Origin of the sequence: Christiangramia sediminicola (assembly GCF_031344135.1) — a bacterium.
Lineage (GTDB): Bacteria > Bacteroidota > Bacteroidia > Flavobacteriales > Flavobacteriaceae > Christiangramia > Christiangramia sediminicola.
Genome location: NZ_JAVJIU010000003.1, coordinates 23372 through 45965, shown reverse-complemented (window position 1 = coordinate 45965; position 22594 = coordinate 23372). Strand labels below are relative to the sequence as shown.

At 36.5% G+C, this 22594-nt stretch carries 15 protein-coding genes; 10 read left to right on the top strand and 5 right to left on the bottom strand.

Annotated features, from left to right (window positions below; genetic code table 11):
* Positions 1-225 precede the first annotated feature (225 nt).
* Together RE431_RS07585 and RE431_RS07580 are read left to right on the top strand one after the other, a co-directional pair.
* Positions 226-744, top strand: coding sequence for a hypothetical protein (locus RE431_RS07585; protein WP_309561372.1), 519 nt, complete (start codon positions 226-228; stop codon positions 742-744).
* A 32-nt stretch (positions 745-776) separates the two neighbouring features.
* Positions 777-2873, top strand: coding sequence for a hypothetical protein (locus RE431_RS07580; RefSeq protein ID WP_309561371.1), 2097 nt, complete (start codon positions 777-779; stop codon positions 2871-2873).
* Positions 2874-3178: 305 nt separating this feature from the next.
* On the opposite strand, the gene RE431_RS07575 is transcribed toward RE431_RS07580, so the two are convergent.
* A complete protein-coding gene (locus tag RE431_RS07575; RefSeq protein ID WP_309561370.1) occupies positions 3179-4438 on the bottom strand; it encodes a Y-family DNA polymerase in 1260 nt (419 codons plus the stop codon).
* Positions 4438-4854 carry a LexA family protein gene (locus RE431_RS07570; RefSeq protein ID WP_309561369.1) on the bottom strand — a complete coding sequence of 139 codons (417 nt, stop codon included), beginning with the start codon at positions 4852-4854 and terminating at the stop codon, positions 4438-4440. The genes RE431_RS07575 and RE431_RS07570 overlap by 1 nt, the downstream gene beginning before the upstream one ends.
* 218 nt (positions 4855-5072) lie before the next feature.
* Between RE431_RS07570 and RE431_RS07565 the strand changes: the two genes are divergently transcribed.
* Genes RE431_RS07565 through RE431_RS07555 form a run of 3 tightly spaced genes read left to right on the top strand, consistent with a single transcriptional unit; the run spans position 5073 to position 12378 of the window.
* On the top strand, positions 5073-8735 hold the full coding sequence (locus tag RE431_RS07565; protein ID WP_309561368.1) for a DUF7149 domain-containing protein: 3663 nt from the start codon (positions 5073-5075) through the stop codon (positions 8733-8735).
* Positions 8736-8779: 44 nt separating this feature from the next.
* Entirely contained in the window at positions 8780-10243 is a 1464-nt protein-coding gene (locus RE431_RS07560) for an SIR2 family protein (RefSeq protein ID WP_309561367.1), read from the top strand.
* A complete protein-coding gene (locus tag RE431_RS07555) occupies positions 10240-12378 on the top strand; it encodes an ATP-binding protein (protein WP_309561366.1) in 2139 nt (712 codons plus the stop codon). Before RE431_RS07560 ends, RE431_RS07555 begins: the two co-directional genes overlap by 4 nt.
* Before the next feature lie 598 nt (positions 12379-12976).
* Here RE431_RS07555 and RE431_RS07550 read toward each other — a convergent pair.
* On the bottom strand, positions 12977-13507 hold the full coding sequence (locus RE431_RS07550) for a hypothetical protein (RefSeq protein ID WP_309561365.1): 531 nt from the start codon (positions 13505-13507) through the stop codon (positions 12977-12979).
* A gap of 259 nt (positions 13508-13766) precedes the next feature.
* On the opposite strand from RE431_RS07550, the gene RE431_RS07545 reads away from it, so the two are divergent.
* The 5 genes from RE431_RS07545 (at position 13767) to RE431_RS07525 (ending at position 21237) form a co-directional block, all read left to right on the top strand.
* Positions 13767-14075 carry a DUF6660 family protein gene (locus tag RE431_RS07545; protein ID WP_309561364.1) on the top strand — a complete coding sequence of 103 codons (309 nt, stop codon included), beginning with the start codon at positions 13767-13769 and terminating at the stop codon, positions 14073-14075.
* 85 nt (positions 14076-14160) lie between these two features.
* On the top strand, positions 14161-18501 hold the full coding sequence (locus RE431_RS07540; RefSeq protein WP_309561363.1) for a CusA/CzcA family heavy metal efflux RND transporter: 4341 nt from the start codon (positions 14161-14163) through the stop codon (positions 18499-18501).
* Positions 18502-18504: 3 nt separating this feature from the next.
* Positions 18505-19692: an efflux RND transporter periplasmic adaptor subunit gene (locus tag RE431_RS07535; RefSeq protein WP_309561362.1), complete on the top strand. Its 1188-nt coding sequence runs from the start codon at positions 18505-18507 to the stop codon at positions 19690-19692.
* Between the two features lie 7 nt (positions 19693-19699).
* Complete coding sequence (locus tag RE431_RS07530; RefSeq protein WP_309561361.1) at positions 19700-20344, top strand: cation efflux transmembrane domain-containing protein; 645 nt, start codon at positions 19700-19702, stop codon at positions 20342-20344.
* Between the two features lie 11 nt (positions 20345-20355).
* Positions 20356-21237, top strand: a complete 882-nt coding sequence (locus tag RE431_RS07525) for a cation diffusion facilitator family transporter (RefSeq protein WP_309561360.1) — start codon at positions 20356-20358, stop codon at positions 21235-21237.
* Positions 21238-21272: 35 nt separating this feature from the next.
* On the opposite strand, the gene RE431_RS07520 is transcribed toward RE431_RS07525, so the two are convergent.
* Both RE431_RS07520 and RE431_RS07515 read right to left on the bottom strand, forming a co-directional pair.
* A complete protein-coding gene (locus tag RE431_RS07520) occupies positions 21273-22010 on the bottom strand; it encodes a relaxase/mobilization nuclease domain-containing protein (RefSeq protein WP_309561359.1) in 738 nt (245 codons plus the stop codon).
* A complete protein-coding gene (locus RE431_RS07515; RefSeq protein ID WP_309561358.1) occupies positions 22007-22594 on the bottom strand; it encodes a hypothetical protein in 588 nt (195 codons plus the stop codon). The genes RE431_RS07520 and RE431_RS07515 overlap by 4 nt, the downstream gene beginning before the upstream one ends.

Below are 22594 nucleotides of genomic sequence, written 5' to 3'. Positions count from 1 at the left end.
GTATGTAGCTAACAATTATGATTATAAAATAACCGCCGCATTTTACTTTAAAGATAAGAATGGAAGTTTTAATAGTAAACCTACAAAATTAGCTATATCATCGAATTCTAATGCTAATCATCATATTTGCGAAGCTAATTCAAAATGGAGATTATGATGTATTTATCAAAAGATTTGATGAAGATTGTGGTGAGGATCCGCGTGTAAAATAAAACTCTTTTAATTATGAAAGCAATCTATATAATACTTCTTTTGGCAGTCCATTATTCGGTTACAGGACAGGAATGTAAGGATAATGAAGAAAAGAAGATTCAATGCATTTCTTATAAAGGCAAAACTGTTCAAGCATTTTATGGTGATGAAAGTCTGGTAGGAGCTCATATTGATAATGGTGGTTTTTGTGTAGAATACAGACCTGATGGGACTGGTCAGTTTGTCAATTTTGCGTACCAAAAAATGTACGATCCCATTGAATTCAGGTACGGACTTATAATGAATGATAGCACAAATAATATTGTTGAAGGTTCAAGTACCTACCCAGCGACAAATCAAAACTCTGAAACTATAGTTAAATACTACTATATTATTCACAGTGGAGATGAAGATTTAAGTCCGCATTTGAGATTAATGAAATATACCTATACCACTCCTCAAAATGCACTGGTTGGAAAATTAAAATACAAACGAATGCCTAATTCATATAGTGATTGGAAATCGATTGTTAGTGAAATATTTGATAAATGAAAATGATGAAAAAATTACGAATTATACTGATTTTGTCATTTTTGTTGGCCTGTTCGGGAGAGGATGAATCTTCCATTCCATCGGAGCCTGAAATTATCATGCAACCCCCAACTGAAGAAAATGAAGAAGGAAGTAGTGGAGAGGGAAATGAAACTCAAACTTTAAATTTGGTGATCGAAGGTTTGGACCTGAACTTTGAAAACCTGGAGGCTGTTTCTATATCTGGCAATTCTAATTTAAAAGAGGATGGTAGTTTCCAAGAATTGGAATCAGAACTTGGCATTCCGGTTATACTAACGGGCGAAAATGAAGATTTGCTCTTTGGCTATTATCCATCCCTCTTAAATTCAGAAGAAATTACAGACAAGGATTTGATTGTGTTCTTTATAAACACTTATCCAGATTTTGCAATTCAGAACTATGACCTGAAGGATCTCGTTAATGAACTTGCTAATGTTGATTATAATAATCTAAAAGGGGAAATGATTCATAGCTTAAACGCTTACAATAATCCTTATTACAATTCAAATTTTCTTTCTGAGCTAAGAAATTTAACCTCTGAATTAAAAGCAAGACTTACCGATATAGAAGCAAATAGAAGTTCAGAAACAGATGATGAATTTGAAATAGAATACACAAGAGATAATAAAATTTCTTTTCCTAAAAAATCACCTTTATATGTTTCTATTGGAGTTGGTTTCGAACATGATATAGAAAATGAAGTATATAGCGAGTATTTAACACCTAAATTAACTTCTGATTTTAGAAAATCAATAGCCGATAAAATCGAAGAGTTTTTATATGGAGAAGAAGAGCAAACTGAGTTAGCTTTTCAGGGCAGCCTTGTTCACGATGGGGAATGGGGTGTTAGAATTACTAATGGAAGACATGGAGATAGTAGACTCGCCGTGGACACAAGGCATCAAAATACTAAACAACTTAATGCTCTTATCCTTAGTTATTGCTTACCAGTAGTTTTCGAAATTTTCGATTTAAATGGTCCATGTGGTGATGGCTTTATAGAAATCGCAGAAGATTTACTCAGTCAACTTCGAAGTAAACTTGAAGATCCTAATATTAATTTTGATGCCAAGTTTTACGAGGAAACACTAAAAGGAGAAAGTGAAAATTTATTCCAGATGTATGAGGCTTGCCTTTCTCCAGAGAACAAAAAGTTAGCCTATGTGAAAGTTTTTAAGAAATGGGTAGGTAAGATTTTTAATATAATTACTTTTTCCGAGGATCTGGGTCAGCTAATACTTATTGACCGTGATTTTACCAGTTCAATAATTGATCAATACGGCACATTGTATTTAGAAAAAGAGCAAAACCTTCTCTTTAGCATATTAGAATATCAAAATGTAAGTGATACCTCTTTTGAGGGCAATACTGGAGATATTTTCAATTATGAAGCAATTGTAAAAGAATACTGGCAGAAGTATGAAATTAAAAGTACATCAGTTAGATCAGAATTTATTAAGAAACCAATAGAGAGACCTGGTGATCAACTCCCATTTAAGGTGGGAAAAGTAAGCGGAGATGCATCTTATAATGATGGTGCTATTACGAATGATCAGGGTGAACTTAAACTCAATTTCGAGTTGAAGGAAGAGAGCTCAGAGTTTAAAATAGAATCTCATTTACAAAATTCAACCTTACCTGAGCAGAATTTAAAGATTGAGGTCCAAAATGGTGAAAGAAACCTCCTAGATGGCTATTGGGAATTATGTTGGGATACGATAGAATCTTTTTCAGATGGTTGTAGTTCAGTTGATGCAGGCAATTGTTGGAGATATGGGAAAGTTAGATTTCTTGACAATAATGAATTGGATTTTCCAATTAATTATGGTACTCCAAGTGAAGATGTAGTTGAATCTTCCTATAATTTAACAGAAAATCATCTTTATTTTATTAGAAAAACTGAATATGAAGGAACTTCCTCAACTACAGATCCTAATACAGGGGAAACTATTAAGTCTTTCATAAAAAGAGAGCAAAGTTTTGAAGGAGAAATTATCTCAGAAGGATTAATCAAAGGGGTGTATAAATATCAAACCTATGTTACCTATTCCAGTTATTATAGTGACACCTCATGTACCTATATTTACAATTCAACTTTGTCTAAATAACATTCTGTTTTTATAAAATTATCAGGACTACCACCCTTAAACCAATTTGTAGAATGGCAATGGATAGGTTCATCTTGTGGAATTATATAAACGAAATCATGTGTGAAGCCATCATTCATATAATAGGTTTGATAAATTTCCTTGGAATATGGCGGTGTATCCATTTATCTGGTAAGATTATTTTCTGACTGATTTAATGACTTATTGATAGTACATAATTTAGTATTTTATTAAAGATTTAAATACAGAAATAGAGTTATTTGGACTTTAACGTTAGAATAGTAAAATAGTCAAACATTTTTTGTTCAAATCTTTATAATTATCAATTCATTTAATCTAGTGCTAAATTTATTAGACAATTTCTCTTGCTTAATCTTCCAGGTTCGCCCGAGATCCTGACCTCCAAATTTCACTTTCCCATTTTCCTTAAAATTTAATTGATCTACCACCTTCATTAATTGCTCATGCTTTGGGTTTTCTTGAGAGAAAAGTTTGAATTGTTTTTGGGTAGATGGGGTAAGTTTCATAGCAATGATCCCTGCCTTCTTATATTGGTAGCCTTCTTTATAGATCATATCCAGACCGGTTAAGGCTGTTTTGACTAACGTAATGCTCGAATTGGTAGGATAGGGGGTGTAGACTGAAATGCTAGCACGGTATTGTTTTAGATCCTGACGAAATGAATTTGTGAGCAGGAAAACTTGGAGTAGAGAACAATTGCTACCCTGCCGCCTAAGTTTTTCTCCAATTTTTATGGCATAGGTAGAGACTCTTTCTTTCAATTCAGCATAATTGCTGTACATACTTTCAAAAGCCCTGGTGACAGCAATATTTTTTTTAAGTGGAGTAGCTTCTAGTGACAATGTGGTTAATCCAGACAGATCTCTTTTTAATCTCAATCCAACAACTGAAAATTCTTTACGTACATATTCATCATGTAATTCTACAAATTGTTGAGCATTTTTGATATTAAGAGATAATAATCTCTTTTCATATTGGCGGCCAATGCCCCAAACATCCCCAATTTTGGTCCACAATAAAGCTTTCCTGGTTTTTTCTGGAGCATCAATGATATAAACTCCACCCGTTCGAGCAGCAAATTTCTTGGCGATCTTATTCGCAACTTTTGCCAGGGCTTTGGTGGGTGCAATGCCAATACTAATCGGAATACCAGTTTTACTTCGAACAGCTTTGATCATTTCTCTGCCATACGAATAAAGATCAAAATGCTCCTCAAAGCCTTCAAGCAACAAAAAGGCCTCGTCGATAGAATAGATTTCAATATCCGGAGTGAACCGGGAAAGTATGTTCATTACTCTCCTGCTCATATCTCCGTAGAGAGCATAATTGGAACTGAAAACATATACTCCATTCCTTTCAAATAGCTTTTCATATTGAAATGCTGGAGCTCCCATAGGAATGTCCAGGGCTTTAGCTTCGTTACTTCGAGCAATGACGCAGCCATCATTATTGGATAGAACTACCACCGGTTTATTTTCCAGGGATGGATTGAAAACTCGTTCACAAGAAGCATAGAAATTATTGCAGTCTACCAGGGCGTACATTACACATACTTGATTACGTTAGTAACTATTCCCCAAATCAGGAAGTCATTTTCTGCCGTAACCTTTATAGGTTGGTATTTCTGGTTCTCAGCAACTAACCAAATCATATCTTCCTCGATTTTAATGCGCTTCACAGTAAATTCCCCATCTATAAAACAAACAGCTATTTTGCCGTTCTTCGGTTCCAATCCTTTATTAATTACTAAAAGATCACCGTGTTCTATTCCGGCTCCGGTCATGGAATCACCTTCAACTCTGCCAAAAAAGGTGGCATCCCTGTCTTTGATTATTTCAGAATTGAGATCTATAGATTTATCCAAATGGTCATCTGCAGGAGAAGGGAAGCCAGCAGTTATATTTCCAACAAAAGGAAAATGCAAAAATTGAGAAATTGAAAAATGGAGCATTACTTTCATGCTCCAAATTTACGAAATGGAAACAATCCAACTATCAGGAAATAATCCTAATTATTAACTATTTTCAATTAATTATAAATGGCTGATTTAAAAATGGTATTATTAAACTTCTTTATATATTGTTGAAAATTTAAATTAGGTTGTCAGACATTTGCTGAATACCTAAAATTTTAAGCATTCCCTACAGGCTGTCTAAATAATATTAACCTCATTTCTGCATGCAGACGGAACAAGAAACCGATTCAAAAAGTTTCAATTTACTCAAGCCAAGGAAGGCTCTTAATAAGGCTTTTTTAAAGGTAAAACCCAATCGCTCACACATAGAGAGCTTTAAAAAAAACCTTAAACAATTACTGGATCGAACCAATGATTCCGAGTCTGAGGAATTCCATAAGAACCTTGTTATTGATTTTCTGAAAAAGACCTATTACGATCCAGATCATTTCATCAATACTAAGGGACGCAATGACTTGGTAATACATAATGGCAAGAAGGCTAAAAGTACGGTGGGGGTGGTCATTGAGGCTAAAAAGCCTACGAATAGAACTGAAATGATCAGCAGGGATAGGATTAATGTAAAGGCTTTTCAGGAACTGGTGTTGTATTATCTAAGGGAACGAATCAGCCAGAAAAACCTGGAGGTAAAATACCTGGTCGCTACCAATATCAACGAGTGGTATATTTTCGATGCCAATATTTTCGAAAAATCTTTTGCACAAAATAAGAAGCTGGTAAAGCAATTCGAAGATTTTGAAGCCGGGAGATTGGCTGGTAAAACTACCGATTTCTTTTACCGGGAAATTGCCGACCCCTTTATTGCGCAACTGGATACCACATTGGAGTTTACATACTTCGATATCCGCAATTATGAGAAACCGCTGCGAAATAATAACCCGAAAGACGACAATAAGTTAATCACTCTTTTCAAGCTTTTTTCTCCTGAACATTTGCTCAAGTTGCCTTTTACCAACGACAGCAACAGCCTGGATAAAAAGTTCTATGGTGAATTACTTCATATTATTGGCCTTACCGAAACTAAACAGGGAGGCAAGAAGATCATCGAGCGACAGAAAGAAGGCAAACGGAATACCGGTTCTTTTTTGGAAAATGCCATTATACAGCTGGATAGTACCGATAAGATTGGCCGACTGGAAAACCCATCGCAATTCGGGGCGAACAATGAAGAAAGACTGTTTAATGTTGGTCTGGAACTGAGCATCACCTGGCTTAACCGCATCCTATTTTTGAAATTACTGGAAGCGCAATTGGTCACTTATCATAAGGGAGATCGAAGCTATGAATTCTTGAGCTTTGATAAGATCCATAATTATGATGATCTCAATAGTTTATTTTTTCAGGTTTTGGCCAGGCAATATGGGGAGCGAAATGAAGATGTAAAAGCATTGTTCGAAAAGGTGCCTTATCTGAACAGTTCCCTTTTTGAACCAACAGATATAGAGCATGCTACCTTATTTATAAGCAATCTCCGAGACGATAAGATCCTTCCAGTTTACAGTTCAACGGTGCTCAAGGATAAAAAAGGAAAGAAGAGAAACGGAGAGCTGAATGCCTTGGAATACCTGTTTGAATTTTTGAATGCCTATGACTTTAGCAGTGAGGGCGGGGAGACCATACAGGAGGATAATAAAACGCTTATTAATGCTTCTGTGCTGGGGCTTATCTTTGAAAAGATCAATGGTTATAAAGACGGTTCTTTCTTTACCCCCGGTTTTATCACTATGTATATGTGCCGGGAAACAATTAGAAAGGCAGTGGTACAAAAGTTCAATGAAACCAAAGGCTGGAATTGTAAAAACCTTGATGAACTTTACGATTCTATAGAAGACCGTGAGGAGGCCAATAAGATCATAAACAATTTGAAGATCTGTGATCCCGCAGTTGGGTCTGGGCACTTTTTAGTTTCTGCTTTAAATGAAATGATTTCCATTAAGAACGACCTGAACATCCTACAGGATCGTACCGGCAGAAGATTAAAGGAATACCAGGTAGAGGTAGTGAATGACGAACTGGTGGTGACTGATGAAGAAGGTGAATTAATTGAATACAATCCTAATTCTAAGGAGAGCCAGCGGGTACAGGAAGCGCTTTTCCATGAAAAACAACAGATCATCGAAAACTGTCTTTTTGGAGTGGATATCAATTCCAACTCGGTTAAGATCTGCCGCTTACGTTTATGGATCGAGCTTTTAAAGAATGCTTATTATCGGAATGAGACCGAACTGGAAACCCTGCCTAATATTGATATTAACATCAAGTGCGGGAACTCTTTAATAAGCCGTTTCGACCTGGGTGCCGACCTGAGCAAGGCCTTAAAGGATAGTAAATGGAGCATAGACAGTTACCGGGTGGCGGTGGATACCTACCGGAATGCCGAGAATAAGGAACAGAAACGGGAGATGGAGCGCATCATCCATGATATCAAGAATGATTTTAGAAGTGAGATTTCTGCGAATGACTCTAAGGTTAAGAAACTGCATAAGCTTAAAAGCGAGTTATTTTTGATGACGCAGCAACCTAAGATGTTCGAGCTTTCAAAAAGGGAAAAAGCTAAGTGGAATAAAAAAGTTGAAAAGCTAACAAAGGATAGCAAAAAACTGGAAGAAGAGATTCAGGAGATCAAGGATAATAAGATCTATGAAAATGCCTTTGAATGGCGTTTCGAATTCCCTGAAGTTTTAAATGAAGCTGGGGATTATACAGGGTTTGATGTGGTGATCGGGAATCCCCCATATGTCAATTTTAGAGATTTAAAAGAAAAGGACGAAAAGAAATTCCTTCTTGCTAAATATGATACATCAGAATATCAATCAGATCTTTTTATTTTATTTATCCAACTTGGATTTAAACTTTTAGAGGGAAAAGGAGAATTTTGTTTTATTGTTCCTAATTCCTTGACCAATAATCTGAATAATTCTAAGATTAGGAAATTTATTCTTAGCACCTCCAAAATTAATTTTTTAATAGATACACCTATTGGTGTTTTTCCCGATGCCACAGTTGATACCATAGTTTTGTCAACTTCCTTACCCAAAATAGAAGGAAATCTGATAAATTGTTTAATTAGTAATGATCAACAAATATTTTCTTATGGACACTCTTCGCAATTAGATTTTGAACAAAATGATAATTATTATTTTGATTTCCTAACTAGTCCAGAGAGCAGAAAAATTCTTAGAAAAATGGAGGAGGATTCAATACTACTTGATAATATCTGTGATTCTTCAAGTGGTATAAAGGAGTATGAAACAGGGAAAGGAACTCCACCGCAAACAAAAGAAGATCGATTACAAAAGATTTTTAATTCTTCAGAAAAAATTAGTGACGGATACAGAAAACATATTTCTGGATCTGAGGTAGAAAAATATACCTTGAATTGGAAAGGAGATTATATTTTATACGGTGAAAATTTAGCTGCACCTCGGGATGCTAAATTTTTTCAAGGTGATCGGATAATTATACGTGAAATTCCTAGTAAAAAATCTTTGATAGCTTCATTTACAAACGAAGATTATACAGTAAAAAATACAGCCCATATTTTTCTAGTAAATCTACCCTATGAAACTAAATATGTTTTAGCATTACTCAACTCAACTTTATTCGGATTCTATTTTCGAAATAAATTCTCTGAAAGAGATGATGTTTTTCCGAAGGCAAAAATCGGACAATGTAGAGCTTTACCCATAAAAAAGATTTCTCTGGCAGGACAAAAAATTTTTATTGAAAAAATAAATGAAATAATTAAGTTAAGAAAAGAAAACTCTCCTGAAGACACCTCAATTATTGAAAAGGAAATAGACAAGCTCGTTTATAATATCTATGGATTAACAGAGGATGAAATTGAGATAGTGGAAAACTCATAGGAGCTTAAGGCTCAAATATGAATTATATATTATTACCTAATTGAATGAAATATTTCGAACCTACCAAGAACAAAATTTTTTTTGGAAACTCTGACAAACTCTCAGAGTGGACTAATGAGTCAATGGATCAAGCTAAAATTATTGATAAGATCAAGTTAATGATGAAAAATTATCTTGAATTAGATAACGTTAGTTTTCTATTTGGGTCTGGAACTTCCATCCATTTAGGTGCTGTAGCCATAAGAAATTTTCCCATAGAGGTAGAAAAGTATATTGTAGATGAGGACAAAAAACCAGAACTACAAGGTATTAATGATGAATTAGAAACTACAGTTAAAGCACTACAAGCTGATTTTTTAAAATACGGCAAGGAAAAAATTGGGGAGGATTCAGTAGAGACCTTTCAAAATGAAAAAGGTTGGGAATTTCACATTGAAGATGATATTGTTAGAGATGGTAAATCCAATGAAATTGCCTTAGAATATGAGAAGATCTTAAATTATTTGATTGCCAAAGATTTTGTTCTAGGAGAAAATAAGAATGGAACTAGAAGTGATAAAATTCCAGAATTGATCACAACAATTAAAGAAGGATTATTTAATGTCTGTAATCTAGAGAATCGCATTGTTCCACAAAATATAATTGATAAGAAGAAATCTAGTCAATTTGAAAAAGAAAAAGCCCAAGGGAAATTACTTGAAACAAAGAGTAAATATATTTTCCATGAAAAATTTATTAAGGCTCTTCTACAAAGACCATTGAATTTGAGGCGTGCAAATATTTTCACCGCCAATTATGATTTAGCATTTGAATATGCGTTTGATAAGCTGGGAGTCCACTATATAGATGGTTTTTCAGGATTCCATAAGAGATTCTTCAAACCAGAAACTTTTGAATACGATATTTTCTATCCGGGATCTACTACTTCCGGTAAAGTTCAAAGAATAGAAAAAGTTGTAAGATATTATAAATTGCATGGTTCGTTATCTTGGGTTAATTCAGAATCCAGGGATGCGAATAACCTTTATGGTATTGAAGAGAAGCCTCTTGAACTAATAGATTCTCGAAAGAAAAAGGGAGAAATTATTATTTATCCCTCAGCCATAAAAAAGTCATATACTCTTGATCTTCCGTATTCTGAATTATTTAGACAATTTGCGGCAACCATTACTCAATCCCAATCTGTTTTAATTACAGTTGGGTATGCCTTTGCAGATGACCATTTTAATGATATTATCTACCAGGCGTTATCAAATCCTACATTTACACTTATTGTAGTGGACTTTCAAGGTACTCAGAACGAGTATATCCTTAAACTTAAGGAACTTAATGATCCAAGAATTATAATACTTGAAGGAGAGTTTTTTGGTGATTTCCTAACATTTGCAGATACTCTAATGCCAAATTTCAACAATAACGATAGTAATGAAAATGTAGCAAATACCTTGAACAAACTTTTGAGTACGAAAACTTCGAATATCGAAACTACTAAACCTGGAGAAGAATGAGCGAAAAAAGCATCGGTAAAGTAATTTCTGTTGATAGTTTTAGAGCCTATATTAGGCTTGATGATGATTTAAAAAGTCTTTATAAAAGCGGTTATGAAGATATCTTTGAAGTCGCACGGATAAATTCTTATATCATTATACCAATAGGGGCTGATAAAATTGTAGCTATGGTTACAAGTGTTCGGGCCATTGATGAAACTGAAATTGGTAAAAATAAAGAGGCGATATTTTTAACCAAATCTGCAAGGTATTTAGTAGCCACTATGATTGGTACTATTGAGAATAGTGGTAAATATATTCAAGGAGTTTACAATTACCCAATACTTGACAACCCTGTTTGGTATGTAACCAGCCAAGATCTGAATAATATTTTTGACCAAAAGAATAAGGATGATTTGAAGGAAATAAACTTCGAAGATGATTATTACTTACCTATTGGGACATCGCCTTCCTTTTCTGATTATAAGATTAAAATCAATCCAGATAAGTTTTTCGGTAAACATGCCGCCATTCTTGGCAATACTGGTTCGGGAAAATCTTGCACGTTTGCATCTATGATTCAAAGCATGTTTGATTTTGATTATAATGGGAAGAAACTGCAAAACGCTCATGTGGTAATATTTGATACCAATGGAGAATACAAGCGAGCGTTTCAAGGAACTAAGGAAAATCCTTATAAGAATCTCGAATTAGTAAACCCATTTCATGTCGATAAAGAAGGTATGAAGGTTCCCTTTTGGTTTATGAACTTCGCTGATTATGATTATTTATTTGAACCAACATCTGGAACACAAGCCCCGGTTTTTAAAAGAGCTTTAGGACTAGCTAAAAATCAAAAAGAGGTTTCCGAAAAATCTATTCTGAACAAATTTACAGAAAGAGGAATAATTAATCTTTTTGACTCTTCACCAGATGATATAAAAAAGAAAAAATGTTCACAAAGCTATGGGAATTGGAATTATAAAGAAGATAATGAAATAATCGGTTTAGCAAATTCAATTAATCCAAATGGAAATCAACTTTTAATTGATATACAAAACGCCCTATTAAAACTAGGAGAAAACAATAATATAACAGAGGAAAAAAATGCTTTAGAAATTTTAGAAGAAAAATACTTGGAATACTCCAGTTCACAAAACGTTGAGCAAATTGCAATTGAAAAGAATATTGATTTACCAATTTGGTTTAATTTTCAGGATTTAATTACGAGATTTTTTGATGAAGCAATCAACGAACAGGAGAATGCAGGAAATAGGCTAAGAGAGTTTGTTTCAACTCTCAGGTTAAGATTGCAGTCTTATTTGGGGGACGAAAGGATTTCACAACCCTTGCTTCTAAATCAACCAGCGGAAATTCTAAATGCTCTGGCAAAGTTCATTGCATTCATTCTTGGAGATTTTTGTAAAGTTTATAAATCTGAAGATACAGACCTTTATACTGATTTTTATAAGAGACAGTTAGATAAAGAAGAAATTGAAAAACTTCAGGAAGACAAGGCAAGTCAAGTTACAATTATAGACATGTCTTTACTGCCTTATGAAGTCTTGGAAACAATAACAGGATTAATTGGAAGACTTATTTTAGAATTTGTTTCACGGTTTCCCGAAAGTGATAGGGGTAAACTTCCAATTGTTTTAGCCTTGGAAGAAGCTCAAAATTATATTCCAGAGAAAAATAGAGGTGATAGAGAGTCAATAGCTAAAAAAGTGTTCGAGCGTATTGCTCGAGAAGGACGTAAATATGGTATTTCATTACTAGTGTCTAGTCAAAGACCATCTGAATTATCTAAGACAGTATTGTCACAATGTAATTCTTTTATTATTCACAGGTTACAGAATCCAGAAGATCAGAAATATGTTCGCCAGTTAGTTTCTGCTGCCAATGAGGATATTCTACAACAATTACCAATTTTACCCCAGCAGCATGCTGTAATTATGGGTGATGCCGTTAGGACACCTGTTCAAGCTAGAATAAATAATGCAAATCCGATGCCTAATAGCAATAACCCTAAATTTGTTGAAAACTGGACTAAGGAATTGCCAGTAGAATTCCCTAACTATGAAAAGATTGCTGAAGCTTGGGAAAAAGGGGAGAAACACAATCCAAATTTAAAAGAATCCGAGGAAGAAGAATAGCTGTAACAAATTTTAACTAATTTATTTATTTAAATCTTTGACCTATCACACCTTCAATCGAAGTCTGAAAAATTCTGCATCCATTGCATATGGTGATATTGGAATTTAATTGGTTATAAATATTAGTCCGGTTGCGAATTATCATTTCAAATTCTTGAGTGCAACTTTCACATATGACTTTATAAATGGCATAATACTTCGCGGACCTAAGATCATTAATCATATAAGAGTTCTTATACTTCACGAGAAATTCATCTACCGAATAAATAAAGCCCTCGATATCATTAACGGTTTTGACGGAAAAATACGTTTCTACCATATTTTTAGTTTCAAAACTTAAGCTGGGATCGATATAAATTTCTTTCTGTTTCATAGTATTATTTTAAAATGATTATATGTTTTTACCAAAATGTGATTTTAATGGATTACTATAAAGCAATAATATGGTATTAAAGAAATACTAGATTATTGTAATATAGGTTTATAGTTTTATTTCAATATTGTATTGATCAATCCACCTAAATGCAATCGAATCTATTGATTTCGCTCCGCTCAATAGGTTTTTTCTTATCGTTTTCTTCTCAAAAGCAGAACATCATTAACACAATGGTTTAAATGGAGTTGGATGAAAAGTATGTTCTATGATACGCACGTTTGTATTCTCAAAGCCTAATTTTCTATAGTGATCGCTGCAGTCAGCTTTATAGGAAGTGTAGTAAGGTCTACCCGTTTTGTTGATTTTATACCTAAGCCAGTAGCAGATATATCCTCTTTGACTCAGTTCTTCGAGTTTTGAATATGAAAACCTTTTATCGCGACTATCAAGTTCTATAGCCACTTTAGGTCCGACAGTAGGTGTTATGATGAAATCTACAATACCGCCGTATTTTTTATTGTATTTCTTTTTCAAGCTCTCCGAAAATAGGAATTCAACCTCACAGTTCAATTCTATTCCCAGTCTTTTACAGGTTTGTTCAATGGATACTGAAATTGCTTTGGTGCATCTTGTTTTGCTCACGGGATACTTTTTATTGAACCGTCCAAGGTTAATCTTTTCGATATCTTTCATTATCTCGATCATTAATTCCTTGGAGTTTAGTTTTGGCTTTTTTGGAATTCGCTTAAACATAATATTCAGTTTTAATTAGTTAGACTTCAATCCTTTCTTTTTTCGTGCATAACTAAAAAGCCTGTAAAATCCTGATAAAGACGTATATAAAACGCAGTGGCTTTATGCCGTCTTCAGGATTTTACAGGCTAGTTTTGCTAAAGAAAAAAAGAGGGATGGTCTAATAAAACCTGAATAAATCTTATACGGTTTCATTTGAATGGCGCAAGCTTATCTATCTTGCAATTGCATTGCATTTATTTTCACCTACATTTGCATTATGAAATTTCTGGCGGTCATATTTTCCGTATACTTCCTTGGGCTTAGCTTCATGCCCTGCGAAGACGATGTGACGACTCTTGAGGATGCTACAGAATTTCATCAGGTTGATAATACTCAATCTTCTGGAGCTGCTGCAGATGACTGCAGTCCTTTCTGCCAGTGTCATTGCTGTCACATTCATATTACGACTATCGAAAGTGAGGAAGCAGATTTTCTAGTTCCTGAAATTTCTACCAAGATCTCCTCATTTAGATATGATATAGGAGATGACATTCCACATTCCCTTTTCCAGCCCCCGCGCATTTAATTCAGATTATAGGATAGTTATGTCCTGACGGGAGTTTTCCCGCAGGTTCTATTTTTAATTTTTACTGATTTAAACATACAATTTCATGATTAACAGAATCATTGATTTTTCAATCAATAATAAATTTATTATCGGGCTTTTTACGCTGGTCCTGATCGGTGCAGGAATATGGAGTATGACCGATGTTCCTGTAGATGCTCAGCCTGATATTACCAATAATCAGGTACAGGTGATGACACAGGCACCAAACCTTGGAACCGAAGATATAGAACAGTTTGTAACCTACCCCGTAGAGATCGCTATGAGTAACCTACCGGGAGTTAAAGAGATCCGCTCTGTCTCGAGATTTGGTCTTTCGGTTGTAACCATAGTCTTTGAAGATGATATGGGTACTTATCTTCCCCGGCAGTTGGTAGGAGAAAAATTAGATCAGGTGAAAGATGAGATCCCTGATGGTTTTGGCCAGCCTTCCATGGGTCCTATCTCAACTGGTCTGGGAGAGATCTATCAGTATACCCTGGAGGTGGATGAAGCCTACAAGGATGAATATACACCTACCGAACTACGGAGTATTCAGGATTGGATCGTTCGGCGGCAGATGGCTATGGTTCCCGGAGTAGTTGAAGTAAATGGTGTTGGGGGCAAGATCAAACAATACGAGGTGGCCATAGATCCCGATGAACTGCGTGCAATAGGCCTTAGTATTTCAGATGTTTTCTCCGCTTTGGAGATGAATAATCAGAATACGGGAGGTGCTTATATCGCCAAGAATCACCAGGCAAACTTTATCCGTGGAGAAGGTCTGGCCAGAAATATTGACGACCTTGAAAATATCGTCGTGGCCAATTCCAACGGAATCCCTATTACCATAGATGATGTAGCGGAAGTGCGAATTGGCAGTGCCGTAAGATATGGAGCCCTCACCAAGGATGGAGACGGGGAAACCGTAGGGGGAATGGTCATGATGCTGAAGGGAGCGAACTCTAATGAAGTGATCGAGAATGTCAAAACTAGAATCGAACAGATACAAAAATCACTTCCTGAAGGTATTTCCATTAAACCCTTCCTGGATAGAAGTGAATTGATCGCTAATACCACATCTACTGTAAAAGGCAATCTTCTCGAAGGCGGGCTTATAGTCATCTTTGTGCTCGTTCTGCTCCTTGGGAATTGGCGTGGCGGACTCATTGTAGCATCCACCATTCCATTATCCCTACTATTTGCCTTTATCCTGATGCATATTTTCGATGTCTGGGCAAACCTAATGAGTCTTGGAGCGATCGACTTTGGGATCATCGTGGATGGTGCGGTAATCATTGTGGAAAGCACCGTCTTTATTTTGCACCGGAAAATGCAGAAAGACAGGAAAATAGATCAAGCAGAGAAAGACCGAATCGCAGGCTCTTCAGCCAAGAAAATGATGAATTCTGCTTTTTTTGGGCAGTTGATCATTTTGATCGTCTTTTTACCAATTCTGGCCCTTGAAGGTGTAGAAGGCAAGATGTTCAAACCAATGGCGCTCACTTTTATCTTCGGCATGCTTGGAGCCATGATCCTTTGCCTTACCTATGTTCCAATGATCTCTTCTTTATTTCTGAAGGAAGCCAGGAATCAGAAAAGCTCATGGGGAGATAAATTCGTAGCCGGGTTACAGAAGAAATATGAGCCGATACTTCAGAAATCTTTAAAAAGAGGAAAGCTTGTATTAGGCTTTTCTGTTCTTCTATTTGGAATAGCCGCTTTTATGTTTACCAGGATGGGAGGGGAATTTATCCCGCAACTGGATGAAGGTGATATCGCTTTCCACGTTATCCTCCAACCTGGCAGTTCCCTGGATGAAGGTATTCAGACTTCTACCAAGATCGAAAGCTTGCTGTTGGAAAAGTTTCCTGAGATCGAACAGGTAGTGACCCGTTTTGGAGTATCAGACGTCCCCACAGATCCAATGCCTATGGATATTGGGGATAGTTTTATCATTCTGAAGGATAAATCCGATTGGACTTCCGCGGAAACAAAAGATGAACTGATCGCAAAGATTAAAGAAGAGATCAGTGTTTTTCCCGGGGTTAGCTATGAATTCACCCAGCCGGTGGAAATGAGGTTCAACGAATTGCTCACCGGGGTTCGCGAAGATATAGCAGTGAAACTTTATGGGGAAGACCTTGATATGCTGGCATCCAAGGCCCAGGAAATTGGTGGTCTTATTGGCAATATTGAAGGGGTTGCAGATATGAAAGTGGAAGCTACCGCAGGCCTACCACAGATCACGGTAAATTATAACCGCGATAAGATCGCTCAGTACGGTCTTCAGATCGAAGAATTGAACTCACTCATCCAATCGGCCTTCGCCGGTGGTAAGGCCGGAGTGATCTTTGAAGGCGAGAGGCGTTATGACCTGGTGGTTCGTTTGCAGCCTGATGAACGTACGGGTATTGAAAATATCCAGAATCTATATGTGACCCTTCCTTCTGGAGCACAGATCCCGTTAAAAGAAGTTGCCAATATCAGCTATCAGTCAGGTCCCATGCAGATTAGCCGGGACAACACCAACAGGCGTACTTACGTGGGAGTGAATATCAGGAACCGTGATGTAAAGTCGGTAGTCGAGGATATTCAGGATAAACTGGATGCCGAACTGGAACTTCCGGCAGGCTATTATATAAGATACGGCGGTGCCTTTGAGAATTTTGAAAGAGCCAGGAAAAGGCTCCAGATAGTAGTTCCCATAGCTCTACTCCTTATTTTTATACTTATTTATTTCGCTTTAAAATCCCTGAAACAAACCAGCATGATCTATATCGCCATCCCGCTGGCTGCGATAGGAGGTGTTTATTCTCTCTGGCTAAGGGATATGCCATTTAGTATCTCGGCAGGAGTCGGATTCATAGTGTTATTTGGGGTGGCAGTGCTTAACGGACTGGTGCTCATAAGTGGTTTTAATGAACTCAAAGAAGAAGGTGTTGCCGATATCAATGAACGTATAGCACTGGGTACAAAAAGGAGAATTCGCCCAATTCTGCTTACCGCTTTGACCGATGTTCTTGGATTTCTGCCCATGGCGATTTCGAGTTCAGCCGGTGCCGAGGTACAAAGACCTTTAGCTACGGTTGTGATCGGTGGTTTGGTAACTTCTACCTTTCTAACATTATTCATACTGCCAATTCTTTATAGATGGGCAGAAACCAAAAAATCTGGAAGTATGATGAATAAAAAAGTGCTGACAGGATTGACAGTTATTGCAGGTCTTATTTTAAATATAAATTCTGCAAAGGCTCAGGAAAAGCTTCAGCAGGCTCAGACCATAGATAAGGATGAAGCGGTTGAGATCGCACTGGAGAACTATCCTTTACTGAAAAATGAAAAGCGCAGGATCAAGCAGGCAGAAGCTATGAAAGGGGCTGCCTTGGATTTTGGCCGGACCTACATTTTCACCGGAGGTGAGGAATTAAATAATGACAGAGGTATCTATACCCTAGTTGGTTTTCAGCAGCAGCAAATAGACCTGCTGGGAATTCCCTCGAAAAACAAGCTTTATAAGAAGCGTGTGGAACTGGCATTGAGTTCCTACGATCTTTCTGAACTTGAGTTAAGCAGGGAAGTTAAAAAATCCTGGAGTGAAGCCTTTTCTGCCAAAAGAAAATTGCAGTTGTACAACAGACTGGACTCCCTTTACAGGAAACTGGATAAGGCTGTTTCACTCCGATATGAAACCGAAGCGATTTCAAAACTTGAGATGCTTACTGCCAGGAACCGAATTACGGAGATAAGCATTCAGAAGGACCAGGTAGTTCATGATTATAAAATTGCCATTCAGAAACTGAATCTCTGGCTTGGAAGCCGGAATTATGACGTTCCTGAGGAAATTAAATTAACCCTCGTGCCTGATAAAACCATACAAAAAGAACTGGAAGCGCATCCCGCTCTGGAAGTTTCAGAAAACGAACTGAATGTCGCTGATGCCAGGTTCAGGGTAGAAAGAGCAGACTTTCTCCCAAGCTTTAATCTTCAGTATGGAATCCAGGAAGTTAATGAGATGGATGGATTTTACAGTTACCAGGCAGGAATTTCCATTCCTGTTTTTTCCGGAAAAGAACATGCCGAGGCAAAATCTGCAAGAATTGAAAGGGAAATAGCAGAAGAAGAATTACAGTTCAGGAAAGATCAACTGGATACAGAATACAGGTCGGCTCTTCAGCAATTTGAAAAATGGAGGTCCTCATGGATGTTTTACCGCGATGAAGTATTGCCGCTGCTTGACGAACAGCGAAAAGGTACCTTGCTAGCCTTCAATGAAGGAGCTATTGATTATGTGGAAATGATCCAGAATCTGGATATCGCGGTTCAGTCTGAACTCAAAGCTATTGAAGCTTATAATAAATACCAGTTTGCCCTGGCAGAAATTGAATACTACCTAAATACAAAATAAGAAATGAAACTCATAAATATCCTATTAGTAACTATTAGCCTCTTTGTAACAAGTTGTGCTGAAAATAAGGAGAATAAGACTTCAGAAGAAAATTCAACTAAGAATTCAGATACAACCAATAAGCCCGTACAGAAGGAGGTAATGCTTACTTCTGCCCAGTTTGAGGCACTTGATATGAAGATCGATACACTTAACAAAAGAATGATGAGCGGTTTCGTGGAAGCGAACGGGCATCTGGAAGTTCCGCCTCAAAGCGAGGCGACGGTAACCCCGGTGATTGGAGGGAATGTGACTTCAATAGAGGTTATAGAGGGGGACGAGGTAAATAAAGGCAGTGTGCTTGCGTACCTGAGTCATCCAGACATCATCAAGGTTCAGACAGATTATATTAATACCGCAAATAGGCTTCAATTTCTTCAGAAGGATTTTGAACGTCAGAAGAAATTATATGAAGAAGGGGTTGGTTCTGGAGAAACTTTTCAGAAAGCTGAATCTGAACTTGAAAGTGCTAAGGGCCACCTAAAAGGAATGGAGGCGCAGCTTCGGCAGTTACATATCAACCCGTCATCAATTAGGAATGGAAATATCCAGCAACAGATTCCCGTTTTAAGTCCTATTAACGGGGCTATTCAAAAGGTAAATATCAAGACCGGCCAGTTCGTCGAAGCAAGATCCAATATGTTCGAAATTATTAACACCCATCACGTGCATGCTGATCTCATGGTTTTTGAAAAGGATGTAGCGAAGGTGAAGAAGGGACAGAAAGTATATTTCAATATCGCTTCACAGCCCAATAAGGAAATGGAGGCGAGTATACTTTCCATAGGGAAAAATTTCGAGCAGGATCCAAAGGCCTTACACGTTCATGCAGAGATAAAAGATCGAAAAGAAAACCTCGTTCCTGGCATGTATGTTAGGGGAAGAATAGCCGTGGAAGATATAAAGACGCTGGCTGTACCTGAAGCTGCTTTAGCCAAGAATGCCGATAAGTTCTTTATATTCAGAGCTGAAAAGGAAGGAGAGGATTGGAGCTTTAAACCCCTGGAAGTGAGCACTGGAGCCAGGGAAAACGAATGGACAGAGATTAAATTTTTAAATGAGACAACACCTGATTCAAGATTTGCATTGAATAATGCCTATTATTTAATGGCCGAAATGAATAAAGGTGAAGGCGGCGGACATCATCATTAAAACAATTATGGAAACTACAGACTTTAATAAGAAATTAAATTATGCACTGATTTTAAGTGTAATAACTATCATCTATAATACTCTCGAAGGCTTGGTTTCAACCTTTTTTGGAGCCAGTGATGAAACTCTTGCACTTTTTGGATTTGGAGTTGATTCTTTTGTGGAGGTACTCTCAGGTATAGGGATAGCTCACATGATTTTCCGGATGAAACGAAGCGAAATAAAGGAAAGAGATAGATTTGAGATTACAGCTCTCAGAATTACAGGTTCTGCACTTTACATTCTTACAATCGGATTGATTGTTGGAGCAGGAATTGCTATTTTAAATAAATCTGAACCAGAAACTACTGTCGTAGGAATCATCATTGCAGTAATCTCCATCCTGACCATGTATTTTCTTTATCGGGAAAAATTAAAGGTGGGAGAAAAACTTCAAAGCCAGCCCATCATTTCGGATGCTAAATGCACTAAGACCTGTTTTTATTTATCCTTTATATTACTAATTTCTAGTGGAATATACGAGATATGGCATATTCCATATATTGATGCTATTGGCAGTCTTGGAATTGCATGGTATGCATTTAAAGAAGGCCGTGAGGCTTTTCAGAATGCAAAATCCAAAAGTCTAAGTTGCGCCAGTAATTGTTGCTAATTAAAATGAGGATGGGACATAATCATTTACACGATCATTCAGGGAAAAACCTGAAAGTTGCATTTTTCCTGAACCTGGCATTTACGATCCTGGAATTCATAGGTGGGATCTATGTAAATAGTATTGCTATAATTTCAGATGCCGTACATGATCTGGGAGATTCATTGTCTCTTGGAACCTCCTGGTATCTTGACTCCAAAAGTAAGAAAGAAGCAAATTCGAAATATTCTTATGGATACAGGAGGTTCTCTCTTTTGGGAGCACTTATTAACAGTATCGTGCTTATTGCCGGTTCGGTCTATGTTATCTATGAAGCAGTAGGCAGGATTCTGGAACCGGAACATTCAGATGCACAGGGAATGGTGATTTTTGCCCTTATTGGAGTATTGGTAAATGGATATGCAGCTTACAAATTGAGTAGCGGGAAATCCATGAACGAAAAGGTGGTATCCTGGCATCTCATGGAAGATGTCCTTGGATGGGTAGCAGTACTCATAGTAGCAATAGTTCTTTATTTTAAGGATATCCACTATCTGGATCCAGCTTTATCATTATTGATCACTTTGTATATTCTGTACAATGTATTTAAAAGGCTGAAGGAAACGCTGTTTATCTTTCTCCAGGGCGTTCCTGCAGATATCGATCTTGATGAGATAAAAAATAAAATTCTGGAACTGGACTATGTAAAGTCATTACACCATACTCATATCTGGTCACTGGAAGGGGAAAGACATGTTTTTACTTCTCATGTAATCCTGAAAAACATAGAGGGCTTTAAGCAGGTAATTAAAACAAAATCTCAAATCAAAAGATTTCTGGATGAATATAATTTTGAGCACTATACGATCGAAACTGAACTGGATGAGGAAAGTTGCAGATTGAGAAAAAAGTAATTTTTCAAAATTTTAGTATGTTTCTAAAATTGCAGCTACCAGGAAATACCTCTGCTAAACCTCTTTTCCTGTTCTTTATAACGAAGTATTTTCTCAATACCTTTTAAAGAGAATTTTCTATCAATATGCGAACCCTTCTTTTTAATTCCATTTTTGGTAAAAGATATTCCTCTACCAATATTTGTCTTTATTTTTCGGTTTTCAAGGTGAAAGATTAAATCCTCCATGGAATCAGACATTTTAATAGCAGCAAAAATTTCTTCTTTCAAGTCTTGAACTATTGCGTCAGTAGATATAAATTTTTCTTGGGCTTTAAATTTCTCTAGTCTCCGATCGACTTTTCGCAAATTATACCTGGCTTCAATTTCTCTAGAGAAGTCCATATTCTTATAGTGGGTATGGTCATCGCGTACAGCTAAATTGTTATCACCAATTCTCACAGATACTAGGTGACAGTGCTCTCTGTCAGTATTTTGCTTATGGATGTATAATGCGTAGAGATTATTTTGGAACCCAATTTTCTGAGCATAGTTTTGTCCGATATCGATCCAATCCTGTTTACTTAATTTTCCTTTGTCCTCAGGTGCTTGTCTTATTTTAATATGGAAGAATCGTTTGATGCATCGGTCATTAAATCTAGCCTGAAATTTCATCTGTTCGTAAATTTGGCTTGAGTTGCCTAAACACTTATTGGTAAAAAGTACTTCACCACCTCTTTCGCAATAAGCCAGTGCATTTTTACCATATGATATAGATTCTAACTTTACGATCATTTCTCTAGGTTTTTAAGGGCAGTTTTTAATTTTTCTTTTTCAAGATATTTCTTGTACTTTGGAGTCAGTCGCCTGACATAATTGATAATAGCTGTATCATGTGATTGGATTTTCTGTTTAAGATGAATAAAATCATTAGGAGCTTTCTCATCCTGCTCAAAGGAATTTAGAACTGCATAATCATAGAACATTTTATATGTGTCTCGTTCTGCCTTTAGTTCACTCTTATGAATTAGATATTCGGGAATGTATTTGAATGCTTGAAAACTAATAAAAATGAGAATGATAGTGCTAAGGAGTAGTTTTGAAGAGAAGGGTGTGTCTTTTCCAAAAATTACATTTTCAGTCTTATGATGAATTTCCTGTTTATTCTCTGTAATCAATTTTATTAATTTTTCCTTTTCGATTAGCTGATTGTATATTGCAGTTTGCCTACCAACAATTAGGCGAACTTTTGGATCTTCCTCTGGAGGCAGATCTTTTTCTTCTGTGGATTTTAATTCTTTAACTTCCTTTAGCAAATGATCGAGACTATCCGATACATTCTGCATTAAATTTTCTATATGTTTATTTTCATCCTCCAT